Raw genomic sequence first — 20,958 nt, 5'->3', positions numbered from 1 at the left:
GCCATGGGTGTATAAAGAAGCAGTGCTTTGGGATGTCTCCCGGATTCTATTAGCGGATCGCCGTTTGGGGTGCGTTACTGCCCAAAACGGAGGATCATTTACGGCAAAGCCGAAAAACAGACCAAATAAATTTACATCTGCAAGAGGGTGTGGTAGAGTAATTATTGCCGAAAACCTTTTTGTGTCAGGGAAGAGGTTGATCGTAAATGAATCAGCCTGAGCGACCGGAATGGCTTTGATTCCAATATGCGGTATGGGGATTCAATGAGAAAGGAGGAAAAATGGACAACCGCAATCATATTGATTGGCTACAAAATGAAATTGAACAAAGCGCGGTTCATTTCCGTTATGATGTGTTTGCCAGTTTGCTGCTGATCAGGCAGGCCTCTCAAAACGCCGATGCCGGACAGCTTTCAAAGAAGGAGAATGCTTTCACGCCTGACAGACCTGCGGATAGAGCGGTGAAAACAACGCCTTGGAATTTGGTTGTGCAGGCAATCGATTTGCCGCAGGAGCAGTACGTCCCTTTCATCCTAGAGGCATTACGCCGGCTTCCGCTGCCCGATTCCGTGCTGAATCCCCTGATCGCGTCCGTACAAAGTGCGGAGATTGAGGCGGCGCCCTTTCGCAAGATCGTAGAACTGCTGTCAAATGTGTCCATGGAGGGCGAATGCCTCTCCCGCATTTATGAGAATTACCTGAGCAGAGAGGTAAGGGCAGCGACCTCTAAGATGGGAGATTTTTATACGCCGCAGCAGGTGGTTCGCCTGCTGGTACAGCTGCTGGAGATCCGTGGGGGCGATGTATACGATCCCTGCTGCGGCAGCGGCGCGATGCTCTGCGCCGCCGCCCAAATGAGCGGTAATAAAGCTCCGATACGGCTATATGGACAGGCCCTGAGTGAAGCTGACCACCAGATAGGCCAGACAAATCTCCTCCTGCGTGGACTGTGGGCCGATCTGGGATGTGCTCCGGCCAATACATTGCTGGAGGATTTGCATGAGAAGCGTCCCTTTTCCTATATTCTCGGGAATGTTCCGTTTAACGCGAAAGATTGGTATGCGGAAGGAGACCTCGGCCAGCTTGGAAGAGACCCAAGGTGGCACTATGGCCTTCCGCCGAAGTCAAACGCCAATTATGCGTGGCTGCAGCACATCATTTTCCATCTGGAGGAGAACGGTTGTGCCGCCGTCCTCCTGCCAAATGGGGCGCTGACGTCGCAGAATCGGGCGGAGCGGCAGATACGGGAGGGTATTTTGCGTGACCATCTGGTCGAAAGCGTGATTGCACTTCCCGGGGGACTCTTTTACAACACCAGAGTTCCGTGCAGTATGTGGGTGATCCATAAGCAGCCGCGGAAGAATCAAACGGTTCTGCTGATTGATGGAAGTCATATGCCGACCATCCCCGGAGAGGGCCTGGAGAAAGACGCCATACAGCGTTTGCTGGCATTAGTTGGCCAGCATCGGAAAGGAAAGCTGGAGGAAAAAGGCACTTGGTATGCGGCCGTTTCACTGGAAGAGCTCGCACAAAAACAATTTAACTTAAGCCCCAACCTGTATACCAGGTTGGAAGAGCTGCCTTTAGCGCCGATGCAGCAAAACCGCATCCGCTTTATGCAGGTCATTGGCGGCCTGAACAAGCGAATCCCGGAGGACCAACTGAGAGAGCAGATCACACAATGGGGGTCTGAGCAGGCTGCGGTACATTGGACATGCGCCCCACTGACCGACCTGTATGAGATTTTCGGTGGGGTCACAAAAAAGAAGAAATTTTTTGGAGACGGTGTGCCCCTGGTGGGATTCAAGGATGTCATCCGCCCGATGTATTTATCCGGGCCTTTTTCAAGCCGGGTTTTACTCTCCCCGCATGAGTTCCAAAAATACAGCATTTACCGCGGAGATGTCCTGATGAATCGGACAAGCGAAAGTATTGGTGAGCTGGCCTGCTGCAGTGTTGCAGCGGAGGATATCCCTGCGGTCTACGGGTGCTATATGAAGCGTCTCCGCCCCAGGCGGGCTGGACAGATCGACCCGCTCTACGCGGCAGGGTACTTTCGCAGCGCTTTCTACCGGCAGGAGGTCAAGCGCGTATCAACGGTATATACGACCCGAGCCAATATTAATCTGGAACAGCTGGCTAAAATACGGTTTTACTATCCGGATTCCGAGACACAGAGCCGGCTTGGGAAGATCTTATTCGCTGTGTCCGACTACCGGCAGACATGCAGCGGCACACAACTGGACGCAGAACTGAAGGAATTTGTAGAATTGCTGATTGAGCAGCATATTACCTGTCCGATACGGAATTATCAGGAACAGGAGGGTAGATCATGAACTATCAAAGGCAGATGAGGCTTGTATTGCTTTACACGCTCAAACAGCTTTCCGGCTCTGCCGAAAAGAGCGATGTCATGCGATATATTAACGACCATGGCTACTGGTATGTCAACGATGAGAGCGATACGCGGCAGTACTCCCGAGGCGAGAATGAAAAGCAGTGGCGGAACGATTTTTCTTATGAGCGGATTCATTTGATCGAGCATGGATATATGAAGCCCAAGGTGAAACGGGGCCTGTGGGAAATGACCCGGGCGGGAGAAGCCTATCTGTCTGAGTTGATTGGAGAGGCAAAGGAGACTGCCCTTACCGGCCAGCCCCGTATAACGCCTGCCCTGCTGCAGGAGCTCTTTTCTGAACCGTCATTTGAAGAGACGCTGGAAGATCATCGGCTTATGGTACAGGTGTCTCAACAAACACAGCCAGCCGATTCGGGAGAATCGGCCCAGTTATCCGACAAGCCTATACCCAAAGGGCCGCATATGGTTTCCGGTGGCCGGAATGTCTATCTCAGGGATCCTTCTGTCGCAAAGCGGGCACCCAAACGCGCGGGCCACCTGTGTGCAATTGACCCGGCACACCCGTCCTTTATCCGCAGAAAGGAAGCATGTCTGTACATGGAACCGCACCATCTGATTCCGATGTCGATGACGGATTACTTTGGCGTCGGCCTGGATCGGGAGCAAAATATTTTTTCACTCTGCAGTACCTGTCATAATCAAATCCATTACGGGACAAAAGAAGATGTCCGACGACTGATACAGACCCTTTTCTGTTCCCGAAAACGCGAGATTTGTGCAATTCTAGGGCGCGAGATCCGACTCAATGAACTCTATAGGATCTACCGGGTAGGAGAGGACACACGGTGATAAGTCTGCTCTGAAAACATGCGGCCCGCCGGAGTATTGGGCCTTACCCAGATGACCACGGCCCTGTAGATACAAAAAACAGAGGCACACCGTTACGGTGCGCCTCTGTTTTTTGATGTACCCGAATCAGCCCTGGGAGATCGCGCCCACGGGGCAGGTGTCGGCACAAGCGCCGCAGTCAATGCAGGAGCCCGCGTCGATGACGTAGTGCTCGTCGCCCTGAGAGATCGCGCCCACGGGGCAGCCGCCCTCACAGGAACCGCAGCTGATGCAGTCGCCGCTGATGACATATGCCAAAGGAAACACCTCCAATTTCTTAAGACTGATTGTATTTTACCATAAGATTTTAAAATTGCAATGCTAATTTGCGTCTGGGAAGGGTATATTTTCATGGGGCTGGAAAAAATAGAGCCCAAAGAGGTGAGGACACTGGAGGGGCATGGACAAAACAGCGCGGGGAGCCTGACTCCGGCGCTGGAGGGGGCTCCCTGCAGCGCAATTCACCCGCAAAGAACGAAAGAGAAGGGGCGTGGCGGACCTGAAGCCCGTAAACAAGAAGGGGAGAAGCCTGTTTTTCTGGCGGAGAAGCAAACGAGGTGACAGCATGAACGAGACCAGATTTACCGAGCGTGCTCAGACGGCCCTGCGGCTGGCACAGGAGAGCTCCGTGGAGCTGGGCCACGGCTACGTGGGCAGTGAGCATCTGCTGCTGGGCCTGTCCCGGGAGGGAAAGGGGGTGGCGGCCAAGGTGCTCCAGAACGCGGGGCTGGAGAGTGAGGCTATTCGCGCCGGTATCGCCCGCCTGGTGGGCGTGGGCGCGCCGGGAAGCCAGCCCTCCCAGGGGCTGACCCCCCGGTGCAAAAAGATCATTGAGCTGGCGCTGGGTGAGGCGGCACGGCTGGGCCACCACTATGTGGGTACCGAGCACCTGCTGCTGGGGATTCTTCGGGAGGGAGACGGCGTGGCGGTGCGGGTGATCGCCGGGACCGGCGCCGAGCCCAGGCGCATCCATTCCGACCTGGCGGCCGCCATGGGGGGCGAGGCCAGTCCGCCGCCCTTCCGGGCCGGAAAGCCCAGAGAGCGGGAATACGGGGGGGAGAGCAAGCTGTTGGACCAGTTCTCCCGGGACCTGACCCGGCTGGCTGCCGGGGGAATGCTGGACCCGGTGGTGGGGCGGGACAGGGAGATCCGCCGGGTGATCCAGATTCTCTCCCGCCGGCAGAAGAACAACCCGGCGCTCATTGGAGAGCCAGGCGTGGGAAAGACCGCCGTGGCCGAGGGACTGGCCCGGCGGATGGTGTCCGGGGACGTGCCTGAGGAGCTGCGCCGGAAGCGTCTGCTGTCCCTGGATCTGTCGTCCATGGTGGCGGGCACCAAATACCGGGGCGAGTTTGAGGAGCGGGTCAAGAACATCCTCCAGGAGGTGCGCCGGGTAGGAGACATCATCCTCTTCATCGACGAGCTACACACCATTGTGGGCGCCGGCTCGGCCGAGGGCGCCATCGACGCGGCCAATATCATCAAGCCCGCCCTGGGCCGGGGGGAGCTCCAGGTGATCGGTGCCACCACCACGGACGAGTACCGCCGCTATATTGAGAAGGATGCCGCCTTGGAGCGGCGCTTTCAGCCGGTGGTCATCGCTGAGCCGGACCAAGCCACGGCCGGAGCCATCCTGCGTGGGCTGCGGGACCGCTATGAGGCCCACCACAAGCTGCGCATTACCGATGAGGCGATGGAGGCGGCCATCTCTCTCTCTGTCCGGTACATCAGCGACCGGAGACTGCCCGACAAGGCCATCGACCTGATCGACGAGGCGGCCAGCCGGGTGCGAATGGACCGCTTGGCGGCCCCGCCGGATCTGCGGGAACTGGAGGAACGGGTGGCCCGGTCCCGCCGGGAGAAGGAGGAGGCCATCCGGGGCCAGGACTTTGAAAAGGCCGCCCTCCTGCGGGACGCGGAGGGGAATTTCCGTCGCCAGCTGGACCAGGCCAGGGCCGCGTGGAGCTCCGGCCAGAACGCAGGAGAGGTCCTGGCGGAGGACGTGGCTGCGGTGGTGTCCGACTGGACGGGCGTGCCGGTCACCACGCTCACCGAGGCGGAGAGCCAGCGGCTGCTCCGGCTGGAGGAGGTGCTCCACCGCCGCCTGATCGGTCAAGAGGAGGCGGTGCAGGCGGTGGCCCGGGCCGTGCGCCGGGGCCGGGTGGGGCTGAAGGAGCCGGGCCGCCCCACCGGGTGTTTTCTATTCCTGGGGCCAACCGGTGTGGGCAAAACTGAGCTGTGCAAGGCCCTGGCCGAGGCCCTCTTCGGCAGCGAGGACGCCCTGCTCCGCTTTGATATGTCCGAGTATATGGAAAAGCACACCATCTCCCGCCTGATCGGATCGCCTCCGGGCTATGTGGGGCATGAGGAGGGGGGACAGCTCACCGAGAAGGTCCGCCGCCGGCCCTACTCCGTAGTGCTGTTTGACGAGATTGAAAAGGCCCATGCGGACGTGTGGGGGATTCTGTTGCAGATGATGGAGGACGGGGTGGTCACCGACGCCCAAGGCCGCAAAGCGGATTTCCGCAATACCGTGATCGTCATGACCTCCAATATAGGGGCGGAGCGCATTACGGCCCGCGGGGGGCGGCTGGGATTCGCCCCGGCGGAGCAGAGGGCAGGGGAGACCCGGCCCCAGGCGGAGCTGCGCCAGGCCGTGCTGGAGGACCTGAAAAAGGTGTTCCGGCCGGAATTCCTCAATCGACTGGACGAGACCATTGTCTTTAGCCAGCTGGGCCGGGAGGAGACCCGCACCATTGCCCGGCGAATGCTGGAGGGGGTGGCCGGCCGTTTGGCCGCCCTGGGGGTGAAGCTGCGCTTTACCGACAGTGCGGTGGAGCTTCTGGCAGACCAGGGCTTTGACCCGGATTATGGGGCCCGGCCTCTGCGGCGGGCCATCCGTACCCAGGTGGAGGACCCGGCGGCGGAACTGCTGCTCTCCGGCGCGCTGTATACGGGGGGCACGGCCCTGGCCGATGCGGCGGAGGGGAGACTGACCCTGATCCCGCTGGATCAGGTACAGCAGGCCCTGAACACAAAGGAAAAAGAGGTCTAAATTATGAAAAAGCGTATGATTCCCCTGCTTCTGTCCCTGTCCCTGCTGTGCGGCTGCGCCGGAAAGCCAGCGGAAAAGACCCTTACGCCGGAAGAGCGCACCCAGCTCTATCAGACCGCGATTGAGAGCGCGCGGGATGAGGAGACCAATCAAACGGTGGGGATCATTACCTCCGCAGATGACGAGCTGGCGGAAATTGTCTTTGAACTGTTGGACGTAAAAGCGGAGGATATGACCGCCTATGCCCTGGCGGTGTCGCCGGTGAATATTAAGGCCTACGGCGTGGCCGCCATTTTCCCGGCGGCCGGGAAAGAGGACGCAGTGCGGGACGGCCTGGGGGAATTCATTGACCGCCAGAAGGAGAGCTTCCAGCAATATCTGGCCGACCAGTATGACATTGCCCGGGAGGCTCGGCTGGAGACCCTGGAGGACGGCACCGTGCTGCTGGTGATGTGCGAAAACCAGGACGCGGTGTTTGATTCCATCCGGGACGCCATTGAGCAGGCATAGCGGAGAAAGGAAGCGGAGGGAGCCCAGCCTTGACAGGCCGGGCCCCCTCCGCCTATAATGGGGCGTATCAGCTTGTAGGATCAAAGGGAGGAAAAACCCATGGATCAGCGCGAGAGCGGCATTCTGCTCCCCGTCTCCGCCCTGCCGGGCCCCTATGGTGTGGGGACGCTGGGCGCTCCGGCACTGAATTTTATTGATTTTCTGGCCCGGGCGGGCCAGAGCAATTGGCAGATCCTGCCCCTGGTCCCCCCGGGCGGCGGAAATTCCCCCTACATGTCCCCCTCGTCCTTCGCGGGCAACCCGCTGCTCCTGGATCTGGAGGAGCTGGCGGCGGAGGGCCTGCTCACCCGGGAGGAGTTGGAGGGGGCCAAATACCCCAATCCGGACCGGGTGGATTACCCCTGGCTCTATGGGACGCGCTTTCCCCTGCTGCGCAGGGCGTGGGAGCGGGGAAAGGCCCGGTACGCGGGCGCGCTGGCGGGTTTTCTGAAGGCGGAGGAGAGCTGGCTGCCCGACTTCGTCCTCTTCCTGGCCCTGCGGGACCGGCTGGGCGGGGCGGAGCTGAAGGACTGGCCGGAGGAGCTCCGGCTGCGCCGGCCGGCGGCCCTGGAGGCCGTTCGGGAGCAGCTGGCGGAGGAGACAGGCTTTTACGCCTTTCTCCAGCTGATCTTCTTCCGCCAGTGGAAAAAGATCAAGGATTACGCCAACCAAAAGGGCGTCTCCATCATCGGAGATCTGCCCATCTATGTCTCCCCGGACAGCGCGGAGGTGTGGGCCCAGCCGCAGCTCTTCCAGCTGGACGGAAATCTGGCCCCCGCCGCGGTGGCCGGCGTCCCGCCCGACGCCTTTTCCGCCGCCGGCCAGCACTGGGGCAACCCCCTTTATGACTGGGACTGCCACAGGGCCGACGGTTTTGCTTGGTGGAAGCGGCGGGGCGCCCAGATGGCGCGGCTGTACGACAAAGTGCGCATCGACCACTTCCGGGCCTTTCACACCTATTGGTCCATCCCGGCGGATGCCCAAGACGCCCGGGCGGGCCATTGGGAGCCGGGGCCGGGCATGGCCCTGCTGGAGGCCCTGGAGGAGGTGCCCGGGCTGTCCCTCATCGCCGAGGATCTGGGGGACCTGGACGCGGGGGCTAGGAACTTTATCGCCCAAAGCGGCCTGCCCGGCATGAAAATCCTTATCTACGCCTTTGACCCGGTGGGGGAGAGCGCCTACCTGCCCCACAACTGTCCCCCCAATTCCATCTGCTACACCGGCACCCACGACACGCCCACCTTTGTGCAGTGGCTCTTTGGCGAGGCAAGCCCTGCGGAGCGGGACTACGCCTTTGACTACCTGCGCCTGCGGGAGGACGAGGGCTTCGGCTGGGGCGCGGTGTGCGGGGCGTGGGGTTCCCCCTCACGGCTGGCCGTCGCTCCCCTCCAGGACCTTCTGGGCCTGGGGGCGGACGCCCGCATGAACGCCCCGGGCACCATGGGGGCGCAGAACTGGAGCTGGCGGGTGCGCGCCGAGGCACTCAACCCGGATGTGGCCGGGCGGCTGCTCCGGATGACGCGGACCTATCGCCGGACACGGAGGTAAGGGGACGGCTCCCGCCGGGAGGATTTGTCCCCTGGCGGGGAACCCCAGTTCCCCCAGAGAAAAAGCCCCCCGACCACCTGGTCGGGGGGCTTTTTACATTACTCCTCTCCATACCCATCGGGATGGGCGGCGTGCCACTTCCAGGCGCTGGCGATCACGTCCTCCACATCCGGGTGCCTGGGTTTCCAGCCCAGCACGTCCATAGCCTTCTGGCTGGAGGCAATAAGGGTGGCCGGGTCGCCGGGACGGCGGCCCTCCTCGGTGACGGGGATGGGGTGGCCGGTAACCTTGCGGGCGGCCTCGATGATCTCACGGTTGGAGAAGCCCTGACCGTTGCCCAGGTTGAAGGCGGCGGAGGGGTTGCCCTCCTTCAGGTACTCCAGAGCTAGGAAGTGGGCGTCGATCAGGTCCTCCACGTGGATGTAGTCCCGCACGCAGGTGCCGTCCCGGGTGGGGTAGTCGGCGCCGAAGAGGGAGAGCTTGTCCCGCTTGCCCTGGGCCACCTGGAGGATAACGGGGATCAAGTGGGTCTCGGGCCGGTGGTCCTCGCCGATGCTGCCGTCGTGCCAGGCGCCCGCCACATTGAAGTAGCGCAGGGCAACGAATTTCAGGCCGTGGGCGGCGTCACACCACTTGAGCATGTGCTCCACAATCAGCTTGCTCTCCCCGTAGGGGTTGGTGGGCAGCTGCCGGTCAGTCTCCACGATGGGCACATGTTCCGGCTCCCCATAGGTGGCGGCGGTGGAGGAGAACACCAGGTAGGGTACTTTGAACTCAATCATGGTCTCAATGAGGGAGAGACCGGCGGTGACGTTGTTGCGGAAGTACCGCTCCGGCACGCTGACGCTCTCCCCCACCAGGGAGAAGGCGGCGAAGTGGATGACCGCCTGGATAGGTTCCCGGGAGAACACGCCCCGCAGAAATTCTCGGTCGCCCACGTCGCCCACATAGAGCCGCCCCCCCTTGAGGGCAGCCCTGTGGCCCTTGGACAGGTTGTCCACCACCACCACGTCCTCGCCCCGCTCCAGCAGGGCAGCTACGCAGTGGGAGCCGATATAGCCGGCACCGCCGGTTACCAAAATTGCCATAATCAATGACCTCCAATCAGAATAGTCCCAACAGAAAACGGCCGATGCTTTCCATGGCCTCGGTGGCCTTTTTCATAGGGAACATTTGGAATACGTGCCATAGGTCGGTCCACACCTCCAGCCGGCAGGGGACGGCGGCCTGGATCATGCGGTCCCTCAGCCGGATGGAATCGGAGAGAAGAATCTCGTTGGTGCCCGCCTGTATCAGGGTGGGCGGGAAAGCGGACAGGTCTCCAAACAGGGGGGAGAGCAGGGGGGCGGACCAGTCCTGCCCCCGGGCATAGGCCTCCCGCACGGCGTGGATATAATTGAGGGTGAGCACCGGGTCCAGCTCTATCCGCTCCCGGTAGGACTTGCCGCTGGCCGTCAGATCGGTCCAGGGGGACATGAGGATGAGCGCGCCGGGCAGGCGGCGCCCCTCCCCCTTGAGCCGGTGGGTGAGCACCAGAGCCAGATTGCCCCCGGCGGAATCGCCGGCCACCACCACGTCCCGGGCGCCGTAGCCCAGATGCATCAGGTAGTCCCAGGCCTTCATGGCATCGTCGGGCGCGGCGGGAAAGGGGTGCTCAGGCGCCAGGCGGTATTCAAAGGCAAGCACCTCGTAGCCGGTGATATGGGCCAGCTTGGAGGCGAGGATGCGGGAGTAGCCCAGGTTGCCGCTGGTATAGCCGCCGCCGTGGCAGTACAGGATGCACCGCCTGCGGTCGTGCCCCCGATGGGGGCGCACCCAGGCGGCCTCCATCCCGTCCAGGGAAAAGGGCTCCCAGCTCATGCCGGCCATGGGGGCCACCAGGCGGCCCAGCAGTTCCTGCCCCCTGCGCTGCCGCTCCAGATCCTCCAGGTCCATGGTATCCGGTGTGGCGGCGCTGTGGATCGCCTTTAGGGCCCGCATAAACGGATCCAGCCGGCGGCGCTCCGCCTCACGGCGCTGTTCTTCTGAGGGCCGGATCAGCCTCATTCGGCTGTGGTCCATAGGCACCTTCCTCTCCTGTTTCTCTTGTGCCGACGGCACAATGGGATAAAGTAAGGCTATTGTACCACGGAAGGCACGTAAAAGAAAGGGAAAGATCAGCGGCACGGTTCCCCTTGCTCCAGCGGTAAGAACGTGGTATGCTTTTTAAAAGTTATGTATGAGGAGGAGCGGTATGTCGAAAAAAGAAACGGCTGGGAAGCCGGCCTGGTATAAACTGGACAATGCGGGCGTGCTGTACTCCTCCATTCAGAAGGAGAGCTATTCGGCCATCTATCGCTTTTCCGCCGTTATGACACAGACGGTGGATCCGCAGGTGCTGCAGCGGGCGGTGGACCGGACCATGCCGCGCTTTCCCGGCTTCTGCATGCGCATCAAGCGGGGGGTGTTCTGGTATTACTTTGAACCCAACGACGCCCCCGGCCCGTTTGTCAGGCCTGACATCGCAAACCCCTGTCAGCCGGTGCGCTTTCAGGAGGACAACGGCTGGCTGGTGCGCTTTTACTACTACGAAAAGCGCATCTCCATTGAGGTGTTTCACGGCGTATCCGACGGCGCGGGCACACTGGTGCTGTTTAAAACGCTGCTGGCGGTCTATCTGCGGGAGCTGGGCTGCCCCGTTCCGAACGAGTGCGGAATCCTGGACGTGGACGAGCCGCCCAGGCGGGAGGAGCTGGAGGACGCCTATGCCCGCTACGCCACGGGCCGCTCCCTGCGGGGTGGGCTGTTGGGCAAGGCCTACCAAAACGCCGGCACGCCGGAGCCCTTTTATACCCTCAATGTGACCATGGGCTTTGTTCCGGTGGACGGGCTGAAGGCAAAGGCGAAGGAGTATGGGGTGTCCATCACGGAATATCTGACTGCGGTGCTGCTCAAGGTCATCGTGGACAAGCAGCACCGGGAGCGCCCCCACCGGGAGAAGCCGGTGGCTTTGGCCATCCCCATCAATCTGCGGGCCTGGTTTCCCTCCGAGACCCTGCGTAATTTCATCCTCACCGTTCGCCCGGTCATTGATCCCTCTCTGGGAACGTATACCTTTGAGGAGATTGTCAGCCAGGTGCACCATTTCCTGCGCCTGAACATCAACCGGCAGCAAATGCAGGCGCAGTTCACCGGCAATGTGCGCTTTACCACGAACCGGCTGCTCCAGATTGTCCCCATCGCCCTGAAGAACCCCAGCATGTCCCTGAGCTACAAGCTGGCCGGGGTGCGGCCCTATTCGGGCACCTACACCAATCCAGGGGCCTTTCCGGTGCCGGAGGTCATGCGCCCCCACATCCGGCGGATGGAGGTCATCCTGGGCCAGGCCACTCTGCCACGGGTCCACTGTGCCTCCATGAGCTATGGCAACACCATGAACATCACCTTTGCGGGAACCCAGGTGGAGACGGACACGGAGCGGGATTTTTTCCGCTTCCTGGTCAAGGAAGGGCTGCCTGTCCGGGTGGAGAGCAACCGCACAAAATAAGCGAGGTAATTGCGATGTCCTACTGTGTAAACTGCGGCGTGGAGCTGGATCAGACCGCGTCCTTCTGCCCCCTGTGCCATACCCCGGTGGTGAATCCCAACCAGCCGGTGGATACCCAATCCCCCAAGCCCTTCCCCACCGAGCCGGGGGAGGTGGCTCCCGCCTCGAAGCAGGAGCTGTCCATCCTGATTACCGCTATGCTGGCCTGTGTGGCCGTGTGCTGCGGTGTGCTCAACATTTTCCTTCAGAGCGAGCGGGTGTGGTCCCTCTATGTGATCGGCGCGGCGGTCATGCTGTGGATCTGGCTGGTGCCGCCGCTGCTCATGCGGGGAATGCACCTGCTGCTGCGGCTGCTGCTGGATATCACGGCGGTGGCCATCTATGTGTATCTGATCTCCCTGGACCAGAACGGCACGCCCTGGTATCTGGGGCTGGGGCTGCCCATTATTCTGTGGGGCGGCGCGGTTGTGCTGCTCCTGGGGCTGGTGCTGCGGGTCTACCGGCGCAGCCTGATTACCAGTGTAACCATTGTGATCGGCAGCGCCGGGGTGTTTGCCGTGGGGGTGGAGGCCTTTGTGGATCGCTGGTTGCATGGGGCCTGGTCTCCCTCCTGGTCCCTGGTGGTCCTGGCGGTCTGCGTGGGTATGGTCATTCCGCTGATCATCATCCGCCGGGTCCCTTCCCTGCGGGAGGAGGTGCGCCGCCGGTTCCACCTGTAGCGCAGCCGCGCATTGACAGGACCGGGAAAGCGCGCTATACTGAATCTGCAGCCGGACTGTGTGAGCGGCTGTAGAGAAACTGATTTGGAGAAGGGAGATTCACAACAATGTATGGAAACGATTACGCCAGGGCCAGTAAGGGCCTGAAGTACATCTTCATTGGAGAGATCCTGGCGATTTTGTCGCTGATTCCGTTGATTGGCGGCATTCTGGCCATTGTGGGGCTGGTGCTCCAGCTGGTAGGCATGTACACTGCCGGGGAGGTGCATCGGGGCTTCAAAACTGCTTTTACGGTGACCATTATCAACCTGGTGCTCAGCTTTGTGAGTGCCTTTGTACCCTTTATGAGTATTTTGACCACCATCCTGGGGCTTGTGGAGGTCTACCTGGTTTGTCAGGCGGCCGCCGACCTGCTGCGGGAGAAGGGGGACGAGTTCCAGGCGGATAAGGGCCTGCGGGTGTGGAAGATGTACCTGGTGTGCACGGTGATCACCGTGGTCTGCATGGTGCTGGCGCTGATCCCCCTCCTGGGTCTGATTGCCGCGGTTGTGGCGGTCATTGCCTCCATCGTGCTCCTGGTGGCCGGCATTCTCTACATCATTTTCCTCTATCGCGCCCAGGAGTCCCTGAATTCCTGAGCTGGATGAACGCCGCGGAAAAGCGCGCCCGTTTTTCGGGCGCGCTTTTTTGGACCCTGGGGCATGCCTGCGCCGTCTAATGGATGTGACCGGTCAGAAAGAAGAGGTGCGTATGGAAGAATTGATCGCCCGGGCCAGGGCGGGAGACGGCGCGGCCTTCGCGCAGCTGATGGAGGGGCAGAAGCAGATGCTCTATAAGGTGGCCCGCAGCTACCTGCGCAGCGATGCAGACGCGGCGGACGCCATGGGCGAGACAGTGCTGTCCTGCTATGAAAAGCTGGATACCCTGCGCCAGCCCCGGTATTTCCGCACCTGGCTGACCCGGATCCTGATCCGCAAGTGCCAGGATATCCTGCGGAGGCAGGGGCGCTGTGTCCCCCTGGAAGAGGTGCCGGAGCCGGCAGGGGAGGAGCCTGGCCATGCCCGGGCGGAATTTCTCGCCCTGCTGGACAGCTTGGATGAAAAATACCGCACGGTTCTGCTGCTCTACTACGGCGAGGGCTTTCAGACGACGGAGATTGCGCGGATTCTGGATCTGAAGGAGGAGACGGTCAAAACCCGTCTCAAGCGAGCCAGGGCTGGGTTCCGGCAGATTTATGAGGCGGAGTGAAGGAGGAAAACAATGACGGAGTTTGACTTGAGGCGGGTCCTGGGGCAGGAGCTCGACCTCCCTCCCGTGGTGGAGGAGCGGCTGAGAAGCGCCTGTGCCCAAGCGGTCCGGTGTCCGCAAAAGCACGGGTGGACCGGGCGGCGTGTGCGTACGGTTTTACTGGCCGCGGCGGTGCTGGCCGCTCTGTGCGTCGGCGCGGCGGCTGGTTATCATGTGGTCCGGGGGGAACGGACGGCGGATCAGGGGCAGGCCCTGCAGTCCCTCTTTGGAGAGCAAGGCCGGCCGTCCACTCAGGCGGAGACCCGCTATGATGCAGACGGCCGGATGACACTCAACCTGCCCAATCAGGAGCGGGTGCCGCTGGACGGGGAGCAGGCCCTGGGGCAGGTGGGGGATTACCTGCCGGAGACCGGGTATATTTGGCAGGTGGGGGACTACACGCTCACGGTGGAGAGCTATCTGCTGGACGAGCATACAGGTACGGCCCGGATCTCCTATCGGCTGGAGCGGCCCGGCGGTGTGGAAGGGATTCAGGTGGCCCCGGAAGACGGGGAGGTCTGGTACGACGGGAGCGGCGTGGCCATACAGTTTTGCACCTGCACAGAGGGAGAGTGGCGCCCTGCGGGCTGGCGCATGTACGCTGACCAGAGCCGCAGTACGGCGGAGTCTCTCTGCCTGACCGCGGCCCTGGCGGATGGGGGTGGCTGGCATGCGGAGGATGGACTGCGGATTAAGTTCCTGGACCTGCGGCGCAATGCGGAAGGCCTCGGACACCGGGACAAAAGTCTTGTGGCCCTGCTGGAGCTTCCAGGCGTTGAGAGTCTGCCCGCGGTGACCGCCTGTGACCCGGAGACAAGGGAGGCATGTGTGCGGGTATCCCCGATTGGAATCCGTCTGGAGGCGGGGGACATTGACGAGGTGTGCTATATAGCCCTGGAATATTCCGATGGGACCCGCTATGTGGTGTCGGACGACGGGAAGAATCTGCAGAATACGGAATATGCTCTGGCCCTTGGCTCCCGACCGGAGATGGAGCTGATCTGCTGCTTCAACCGCCTGGTGGATTTGGAGCAGGTCAGCGCGGTGGTAATTGACGGGCAGGTTTATCCGATTGAGTAATAATATTCATCAATAATTGAATATTATGAATATTATTGGGATGTTGCACCAGATAAAACGGGGGCAATTCGCATATTTATGCGAATTGCCCCTTGCGCTTTAAAAAGAGAAGTGGTACAATTCCTCCATCAAGAAAACAAACGGAGGTCTTTCGTGATGTCTGAGATCAAAAAAGTCGTACTCGCCTATTCCGGCGGTCTGGATACTTCTATCATTATCCCCTGGCTGAAGGAGAACTACAACAACCCCGAGATCATTGCCGTATCCGGCAACGTGGGCCAGGCGGACGAGCTGGAGGGCCTGGAGGAAAAGGCCATCAAGACCGGGGCCTCCAAGCTGTACATCGAGGATCTGACCGACGAGATGGTGGATGAAGTAATCATCCCCTCTATGATGATGGGCGCCAAGTACGAGGACTATCTGCTGGGCACCGCCTTTGCCCGGCCCGTCATTGCCAAGCGGCTGGTGGAGATCGCCAAGGCCGAGGGGGCTGACGCCATCTGCCACGGCTGTACCGGCAAGGGCAACGATCAGGTCCGGTTCGAGCTGGCCATCAAGCGCTTTGCCCCGGAGATGAAGATCATTGCCCCCTGGCGGGAGTGGGATATCAAGGGCCGGGACGAGGAGATTGACTATGCCGAGGCCCACAATGTACCTTTGAAGATCTCCCGGGAGACCAACTACTCCAAGGACAAGAACCTGTGGCACCTGAGTCATGAGGGCCTGGATCTGGAGGACCCGGCCAATGAGCCCCAGTACGACAAGCCCGGCTTCCTGGAGATGGGAGTCTCCCCCTTCAAGGCTCCTGACGAGGCCACCTATGTGACTCTGGACTTTGAGAAGGGCTGGCCTGTGGCCGTAAACGGGGAGAAGATGAAGGCCAGCGACATCATCCGCAAACTCAACGAGTTGGGCGGTGCCAACGGCATCGGCCTGCTGGATATCGTGGAGAACCGGCTGGTTGGCATGAAGGACCGGGGCGTGTACGAGACCCCGGGCGGCACCATCCTCTACCGGGCCCACGAGGTGCTGGAGATGATCACCATCGACAAGGACACCAAGCACATGAAGAGCAAGCTGGCGGTGGACTTTGCCGACCTGGTATACAACGGCAAGTGGTTCACCCCCCTGCGGGAGGCCCTGACCGCCTTTGCCGTGGATACCCAGAAGTATGTCACCGGCACTGTGAAGCTGAAGCTGTATAAGGGCAATATGATCACCGCCTCCGTCACCTCCCCCTGCACTCTGTACTCGGAGAATCTGGTGACCTTTGAGGAGAGCGACTACGACCAGAAGGACTCCCAGGGCTTCATCAACCTGTGGGGCCTGCCCGATAAGGTACAGGCGCTGCGGGAGCAGGGCAAGCTTTAAGCTGCCAAGGGCAGCGGTGTGCTCCGTAGGCGCATGTCCTGCTCCGCACATTTTTTATAATTGCCTTGCCGCGGGGCGGCAAATTCTGCGAGGCTGAGGAAGGCGGCGGCAGCTGGCCGCCGCCTTCCTTTTCGGTAAGGAGTGATACTATGAAACTTTGGGCAGGACGGTTCCAGAAGGAGACCGATACCCTGGTAAACGACTTTAATTCCTCCATCTCCTTTGATGCGCGGATGTACCGGGAGGATATCGCCGGCTCCATCGCCCACGCGGCCATGCTGGGCCGGCAGGGCATCATTGAGGAGCACGAGGCCGAAAAGATCATCGACGGCCTCAAGGCCATTCTGGCGGATATTGAGGCGGACAAGGCGGAGTTCTCCCTGGAGAACGAGGACATCCACATGAACATTGAGACCATGCTCACCCAGCGCATCGGCGACACAGGCAAGCGCCTGCACACCGCCCGCAGCCGAAACGACCAGGTGGCCGTGGACTTCCGACTCTATGTCAAGCAGGAGATTCCCAAGATCATCGGGCAGGTGCTGGACCTGGAGCAGGTGCTGGTCTGCAAGGCCAAGGCCCATCTGGAGACCGTTATGCCCGGCTACACCCACCTCCAGCGGGCACAGCCCACCACCTTCGGCCACTATATGATGGCCTACGCCAACATGTTCAAGCGGGATGTGACCCGCCTGGAGGACTGCCTGGCGCGTATGGACGAGTGCCCCCTGGGCGCGGGCGCCCTGGCCACCTCCACCTATCCGGTGGACCGCTTTGCCACCGCCCAGGCCCTGGGCTTTGCCAGGCCCACCGACAACTCCATGGATTCTGTGTCCGACCGGGACTTTGCAATTGAATTTCTCTCCGCCTTGTCCATCCTCATGATGCACCTGTCCCGATTTTCCGAGGAGGTTATCCTCTGGTGCTCCTGGGAGTTCAAATATGTGGAGCTGGACGACGCCTACTCCACCGGCTCCTCCATCATGCCCCAGAAGAAAAATCCCGACGTGGCCGAGCTGGTCCGGGGCAAGACGGGACGGGTGTACGGCGCGCTCATCACCCTGCTCACGGTGATGAAGGGGCTGCCCCTGGCCTATAACAAGGACATGCAGGAGGACAAGGAGTGCGTCTTTGACGCCATCGACACGGTGGAGATGTGCCTGCCGGTCTTTACCGCTATGCTGGACACCCTTACCGTCAGGGCGGGAAACATGCGCAAGGCGGCCTCCGGCGGCTTTATCAACGCCACCGACTGCGCCGACTATCTTGTAAAGAAGGGCATGCCCTTCCGGGAGGCCTATATGATCGTGGGCCGGCTGGTGAACATGTGCATCAAGACCGGGGAGACGCTGGACACGCTGCCGCTGAAGGACTTCCGCTCCGTGTCCAATGTGTTTGACGCGGATGTGTATCAGGCCCTGGAGCTCAAAACCTGCGTCAATGGCCGCAAGGTCTACGGCGGCCCGGCGGCGGAGAGCGTCAAAACCCAGATCGCCCATATCGAGGCATTTGTGGAGGCGCATCGCTGATGGCAAAGCCAAAGATATATATTGACGGCAAAGAGGGGACCACCGGCCTGCAGATTTATGAGCGCCTAGGCGGCCGGGAGGACCTGGAACTTCTGCTGATCGAAGAGGACAAGCGGAAAGACTTGACAGAGCGGAAGCGCCTGATCAACGCCGCTGACCTTGTGTTCCTCTGCCTGCCCGACGCCGCCGCAGTGGAGGCGGTGGGGCTGCTGGAGAACGATCACACCCGGATCATAGATGCCTCCACCGCCCACCGCACGGCGGAGGGGTGGGTATACGGCTTTGCCGAGCTGTACAGGGACCCCACTCAAACGATTGGAACAGCACGCTTTTTGGCCAATCCGGGCTGTCACGCCACCGGTTTTCTGGCAGCGGCGGCGCCGCTGGTCTCCCTGGGAATCCTGCCTGTAGATTACCCGCTGACCTGCTACTCCCTCACAGGCTACTCCGGCGGGGGGAAAAAAATGATTGCCCAATACGAGGCGGATGATAAAGGAGAAGAACTATACAGCCCTCGTATCTACGGGACCACGCTGAAGCACAAGCATCTGCCTGAAATGCAGAAAATTGCCGGCCTGGAGACGCCTCCGGTGTTCTGCCCCATCGTGGATGACTACTACAAGGGCATGGCCACCACCATCCTGCTCCACAACCGCTGCCTGAAGGGCCGGCCCTCGGCCGAGGACCTGCGTGAGGCCCTGGCCGGCTATTACGCCGGGCAGACGCTGGTGTCGGTGGCTCCCTATGCGCAGGAGGAGACCTTCCTGGCGGCTAACACTCTGGCCGGGAGCGACCGGCTGGAGCTTACCGTCAATGGCCACGAGGAGCAGACCATTATCACCGCCCGCTTTGACAACTTGGGAAAGGGCGCGTCCGGCGCGGCGGTGCAGAATATGAATCTGATGCTGGGGTTTGAGCCCACGCGGGGCCTGAACCTGTGAAAATGGAGGGATTGAGATGAAGCAGGTATCCGGCGGTGTGACCGCTCCGAAGGGATTCCGGGCTTCCGGCGTCCACTGCGGCGTGAAAAAGAACAACAGCGACAAGAAGGACCTGGCCCTGATCGTGTCTCAGCAGGCCTGCACGGCGGCCGCCGTCTACACCATGAACCGGGTAAAAGCGGCCCCCCTGTATGTGACCATGGACCACCTGGAGAACGGCGAGGCCCAGGCCATTGTGGCCAATTCCGGCAATGCCAACGCCTGTGCACCCAACAGCCATGAGCACGCGGAGGCCATGTGCGCTCTGGCCGCCCGGGCCACGGGCCTGAAGCCGGGGGATTTTGTGGTGGCCTCCACCGGCGTGATCGGGCAGGAGCTGAACCTGGCGGCCATTGAGCGGGGGCTGCCCGCGGCTGCGGCGGCGCTGTCGGAGCAGGGCTCCGATGACGCGGCCCGGGCCATTATGACCACCGACACCGTGAAGAAGGAGCTGGCGGTCACCTGCACCCTGGGGGGAAAGATCGTGACCATCGGCGCGATTGCCAAGGGTTCGGGCATGATCCACCCCAACATGGGCACCATGCTCTGCTTTGTCACCACCGACTGCGCTATCACCCACGAGTTGCTCCAGGATGCCCTCCACGAGATCGTCCCCCGCACCTTCAACCGGGTGACCGTGGACGGAGATACCTCCACCAACGACATGTGCGTGGTGTTGGCCAACGGTATGGCGGGCAACGAGCTCCTTGAGTGGAAGGACGAGGGCTATACCGTCTTTGCCAAGGCACTCCACTTTGTGCTGGAGCAGCTGGCCCGCGCCATTGCCGCCGACGGCGAGGGGGCCGGCCGGCTGATTACCTGCACGGTCCACCACGCCCGCAGCGAGGAGAGCGCCGAGCGCCTGGCCAAGTCGGTGGTGGGCTCCTCACTGGTAAAGGCGGCCATGTTCGGCGCGGACGCCAACTGGGGCCGGGTGCTGTGCGCCATGGGCTATTCCAAGGCCCCCTTCCGCCCGGAATATGTGGATGTGAAGTTCTCCTCCGAAGTAGGGGAGGTGCTGGTCTGTCGTCAGGGCTCCGGCGTGGACTTTGACGAGGCCCTGGCCAAGAGCATTCTCTCCCAGGACGAGGTTGTCATTGACGTGAACCTCAACGAAGGGGAACAGCAGGCCACCTGCTGGGGCTGCGATCTGACCTATGACTATGTAAAGATCAACGGAGATTACCGGACGTAAGAGGTGCTGAACATGTCCTATTCCCATGTGGAGCGGGCGCAGGTCCTGGCCGAGGCCCTGCCCTATATTCAAAAGTACTACGGCAAGACCGTGGTGGTGAAATACGGTGGAAACGCCATGATTTCGGAGGAGCTGCGCCACGCGGTCATTTCAGACATCATCCTGCTCCACCTGGTGGGAATCCGGGTGGTGGTGGTCCACGGCGGCGGGCCAGAGATCACCGATATGCTGGGGAAGATCGGCAAGGAATCCCGATTTGTGGACGGACTGCGCTACACGGACGGGGAGACCATGGACGTGGTGCAGCAGGTGCTCTGCGGCAAGGTGAACAAGAACTTGGTGTCCACCCTCAACCGTATGGGGGGCAAGGCCCTGGGCCTGTGCGGCATGGACGCTGGGCTCTTCCAGGCCAAAGCGCTGGACGAGAAGTACGGCCTGGTGGGGGAGATCACCCATGTGGAGCCCCAGGTGGTGGAAGACGCGCTGGAGAACGGCTATATTCCCGTGGTGTCCACCGTGGCCCAGGGGGTGGACGCGGAGACGGCCTACAACATCAATGCGGACACCGCCGCAGCTAAGCTGGCGGTGGCCCTCCACGCGGAGAAGCTCATCCTGCTCACCGACGTGCGCGGCCTGCTCCGGGACCCCAAGGACGAAAATACCCTTCTGCCGGTGGTGGAGCTCTCCCAGGTGCCTGGACTGATCCACGACGGGGTCATCAAGGGGGGCATGATCCCAAAGGTGGACTGCTGCGTGGAGGCGGTGCGCTCCGGGGTGGAGAACACCATCATCCTGGACGGGCGCATCCCCCATTCCATTTTGATCGAGCTGCTCTCCGACGAGGGCATCGGCACCATGCTGAAATAAGGAGG

General features: G+C 61.2%; 18 protein-coding genes. 15 read left to right on the top strand and 3 right to left on the bottom strand.

What is annotated here, in order from left to right; translation table 11 throughout:
• The first annotated feature begins 281 nt into the window (after positions 1–281).
• Together H9Q75_RS03425 and H9Q75_RS03420 are read left to right on the top strand one after the other, a co-directional pair.
• Positions 282–2,336, top strand: a complete 2,055-nt coding sequence (locus tag H9Q75_RS03425; protein ID WP_186564733.1) for an N-6 DNA methylase — start codon at positions 282–284, stop codon at positions 2,334–2,336.
• A complete protein-coding gene (locus tag H9Q75_RS03420; protein ID WP_186564732.1) occupies positions 2,333–3,208 on the top strand; it encodes an HNH endonuclease in 876 nt (291 codons plus the stop codon). The genes H9Q75_RS03425 and H9Q75_RS03420 overlap by 4 nt, the downstream gene beginning before the upstream one ends.
• Before the next feature lie 126 nt (positions 3,209–3,334).
• Here the strand turns inward: H9Q75_RS03420 and H9Q75_RS03415 are convergent, their stop codons facing one another.
• The gene (locus H9Q75_RS03415; RefSeq protein WP_186564731.1) at positions 3,335–3,505 is read right to left on the bottom strand and encodes a DUF362 domain-containing protein; all 171 of its coding nucleotides are present in this window, start codon (positions 3,503–3,505) and stop codon (positions 3,335–3,337) included.
• Positions 3,506–3,812: 307 nt separating this feature from the next.
• On the opposite strand from H9Q75_RS03415, the gene H9Q75_RS03410 reads away from it, so the two are divergent.
• The 3 genes from H9Q75_RS03410 to malQ all read left to right on the top strand — a co-directional run bounded on the left by H9Q75_RS03410 (position 3,813) and on the right by malQ (position 8,399).
• A complete protein-coding gene (locus tag H9Q75_RS03410; protein ID WP_186564730.1) occupies positions 3,813–6,302 on the top strand; it encodes an ATP-dependent Clp protease ATP-binding subunit in 2,490 nt (829 codons plus the stop codon).
• 3 nt (positions 6,303–6,305) lie between these two features.
• Complete coding sequence (locus H9Q75_RS03405) at positions 6,306–6,812, top strand: DUF4358 domain-containing protein (RefSeq protein WP_186564729.1); 507 nt, start codon at positions 6,306–6,308, stop codon at positions 6,810–6,812.
• 99 nt (positions 6,813–6,911) lie between these two features.
• Positions 6,912–8,399, top strand: coding sequence for a 4-alpha-glucanotransferase (gene malQ, locus H9Q75_RS03400; protein WP_186564728.1), 1,488 nt, complete (start codon positions 6,912–6,914; stop codon positions 8,397–8,399).
• A 98-nt stretch (positions 8,400–8,497) separates the two neighbouring features.
• On the opposite strand, the gene galE is transcribed toward malQ, so the two are convergent.
• On the bottom strand, positions 8,498–9,487 hold the full coding sequence (galE, locus tag H9Q75_RS03395) for a UDP-glucose 4-epimerase GalE (RefSeq protein WP_186564727.1): 990 nt from the start codon (positions 9,485–9,487) through the stop codon (positions 8,498–8,500).
• Between the two features lie 16 nt (positions 9,488–9,503).
• Positions 9,504–10,460, bottom strand: a complete 957-nt coding sequence (locus H9Q75_RS03390; RefSeq protein ID WP_186564726.1) for an alpha/beta hydrolase — start codon at positions 10,458–10,460, stop codon at positions 9,504–9,506.
• A 172-nt stretch (positions 10,461–10,632) separates the two neighbouring features.
• Between H9Q75_RS03390 and H9Q75_RS03385 the strand changes: the two genes are divergently transcribed.
• The 10 genes from H9Q75_RS03385 to argB all read left to right on the top strand — a co-directional run bounded on the left by H9Q75_RS03385 (position 10,633) and on the right by argB (position 20,953).
• Positions 10,633–11,925: a condensation domain-containing protein gene (locus H9Q75_RS03385; RefSeq protein WP_186564725.1), complete on the top strand. Its 1,293-nt coding sequence runs from the start codon at positions 10,633–10,635 to the stop codon at positions 11,923–11,925.
• A 14-nt stretch (positions 11,926–11,939) separates the two neighbouring features.
• A complete protein-coding gene (locus H9Q75_RS03380) occupies positions 11,940–12,644 on the top strand; it encodes a DUF6320 domain-containing protein (protein ID WP_186564724.1) in 705 nt (234 codons plus the stop codon).
• A gap of 107 nt (positions 12,645–12,751) precedes the next feature.
• Positions 12,752–13,282, top strand: a complete 531-nt coding sequence (locus H9Q75_RS03375; RefSeq protein WP_186564723.1) for a hypothetical protein — start codon at positions 12,752–12,754, stop codon at positions 13,280–13,282.
• A 112-nt stretch (positions 13,283–13,394) separates the two neighbouring features.
• Positions 13,395–13,892, top strand: a complete 498-nt coding sequence (locus H9Q75_RS03370) for a sigma-70 family RNA polymerase sigma factor (protein WP_186564722.1) — start codon at positions 13,395–13,397, stop codon at positions 13,890–13,892.
• A gap of 12 nt (positions 13,893–13,904) precedes the next feature.
• Positions 13,905–15,011, top strand: coding sequence for a hypothetical protein (locus H9Q75_RS03365; RefSeq protein WP_186564721.1), 1,107 nt, complete (start codon positions 13,905–13,907; stop codon positions 15,009–15,011).
• 156 nt (positions 15,012–15,167) lie between these two features.
• Positions 15,168–16,382 carry an argininosuccinate synthase gene (locus H9Q75_RS03360; protein ID WP_186564720.1) on the top strand — a complete coding sequence of 405 codons (1,215 nt, stop codon included), beginning with the start codon at positions 15,168–15,170 and terminating at the stop codon, positions 16,380–16,382.
• 149 nt (positions 16,383–16,531) lie between these two features.
• A complete protein-coding gene (gene argH / locus H9Q75_RS03355) occupies positions 16,532–17,911 on the top strand; it encodes an argininosuccinate lyase (protein WP_186564719.1) in 1,380 nt (459 codons plus the stop codon).
• Entirely contained in the window at positions 17,911–18,852 is a 942-nt protein-coding gene (gene argC / locus H9Q75_RS03350; RefSeq protein WP_186564718.1) for an N-acetyl-gamma-glutamyl-phosphate reductase, read from the top strand. The genes argH and argC overlap by 1 nt, the downstream gene beginning before the upstream one ends.
• Positions 18,853–18,868: 16 nt before the next feature.
• A complete protein-coding gene (gene argJ / locus H9Q75_RS03345) occupies positions 18,869–20,086 on the top strand; it encodes a bifunctional glutamate N-acetyltransferase/amino-acid acetyltransferase ArgJ (RefSeq protein ID WP_186564717.1) in 1,218 nt (405 codons plus the stop codon).
• 12 nt (positions 20,087–20,098) lie between these two features.
• Entirely contained in the window at positions 20,099–20,953 is an 855-nt protein-coding gene (argB, locus tag H9Q75_RS03340) for an acetylglutamate kinase (protein WP_186564716.1), read from the top strand.
• The last annotated feature ends 5 nt before the right edge of the window (positions 20,954–20,958 follow it).

This window comes from Lawsonibacter celer (assembly GCF_014281125.1).
Lineage (GTDB): Bacteria > Bacillota > Clostridia > Oscillospirales > Oscillospiraceae > Lawsonibacter_B > Lawsonibacter_B celer.
The sequence above is the reverse complement of the archived record's forward strand: the minus strand, read 5'-3'. Positions and strand labels throughout refer to the sequence as shown.

Bases quoted from the DNA above. Each gene is read 5' to 3' on its own strand.
- H9Q75_RS03425 (WP_186564733.1), top strand. From the start codon at position 282: ATGGACAACCGCAATCATATTGATTGGCTACAAAATGAAATTGAACAA.
- H9Q75_RS03420 (WP_186564732.1), top strand. From the start codon at position 2,333: ATGAACTATCAAAGGCAGATGAGGCTTGTATTGCTTTACACGCTCAAA.
- H9Q75_RS03410 (WP_186564730.1), top strand. From the start codon at position 3,813: ATGAACGAGACCAGATTTACCGAGCGTGCTCAGACGGCCCTGCGGCTG.
- H9Q75_RS03405 (WP_186564729.1), top strand. From the start codon at position 6,306: ATGAAAAAGCGTATGATTCCCCTGCTTCTGTCCCTGTCCCTGCTGTGC.
- malQ (WP_186564728.1), top strand. From the start codon at position 6,912: ATGGATCAGCGCGAGAGCGGCATTCTGCTCCCCGTCTCCGCCCTGCCG.
- galE (WP_186564727.1), bottom strand. From the start codon at position 9,487: ATGGCAATTTTGGTAACCGGCGGTGCCGGCTATATCGGCTCCCACTGC.
- H9Q75_RS03390 (WP_186564726.1), bottom strand. From the start codon at position 10,460: ATGGACCACAGCCGAATGAGGCTGATCCGGCCCTCAGAAGAACAGCGC.
- H9Q75_RS03385 (WP_186564725.1), top strand. From the start codon at position 10,633: ATGTCGAAAAAAGAAACGGCTGGGAAGCCGGCCTGGTATAAACTGGAC.
- H9Q75_RS03380 (WP_186564724.1), top strand. From the start codon at position 11,940: ATGTCCTACTGTGTAAACTGCGGCGTGGAGCTGGATCAGACCGCGTCC.
- H9Q75_RS03375 (WP_186564723.1), top strand. From the start codon at position 12,752: ATGTATGGAAACGATTACGCCAGGGCCAGTAAGGGCCTGAAGTACATC.
- H9Q75_RS03370 (WP_186564722.1), top strand. From the start codon at position 13,395: ATGGAAGAATTGATCGCCCGGGCCAGGGCGGGAGACGGCGCGGCCTTC.
- H9Q75_RS03365 (WP_186564721.1), top strand. From the start codon at position 13,905: ATGACGGAGTTTGACTTGAGGCGGGTCCTGGGGCAGGAGCTCGACCTC.
- H9Q75_RS03360 (WP_186564720.1), top strand. From the start codon at position 15,168: ATGTCTGAGATCAAAAAAGTCGTACTCGCCTATTCCGGCGGTCTGGAT.
- argH (WP_186564719.1), top strand. From the start codon at position 16,532: ATGAAACTTTGGGCAGGACGGTTCCAGAAGGAGACCGATACCCTGGTA.
- argC (WP_186564718.1), top strand. From the start codon at position 17,911: ATGGCAAAGCCAAAGATATATATTGACGGCAAAGAGGGGACCACCGGC.
- argJ (WP_186564717.1), top strand. From the start codon at position 18,869: ATGAAGCAGGTATCCGGCGGTGTGACCGCTCCGAAGGGATTCCGGGCT.
- argB (WP_186564716.1), top strand. From the start codon at position 20,099: ATGTCCTATTCCCATGTGGAGCGGGCGCAGGTCCTGGCCGAGGCCCTG.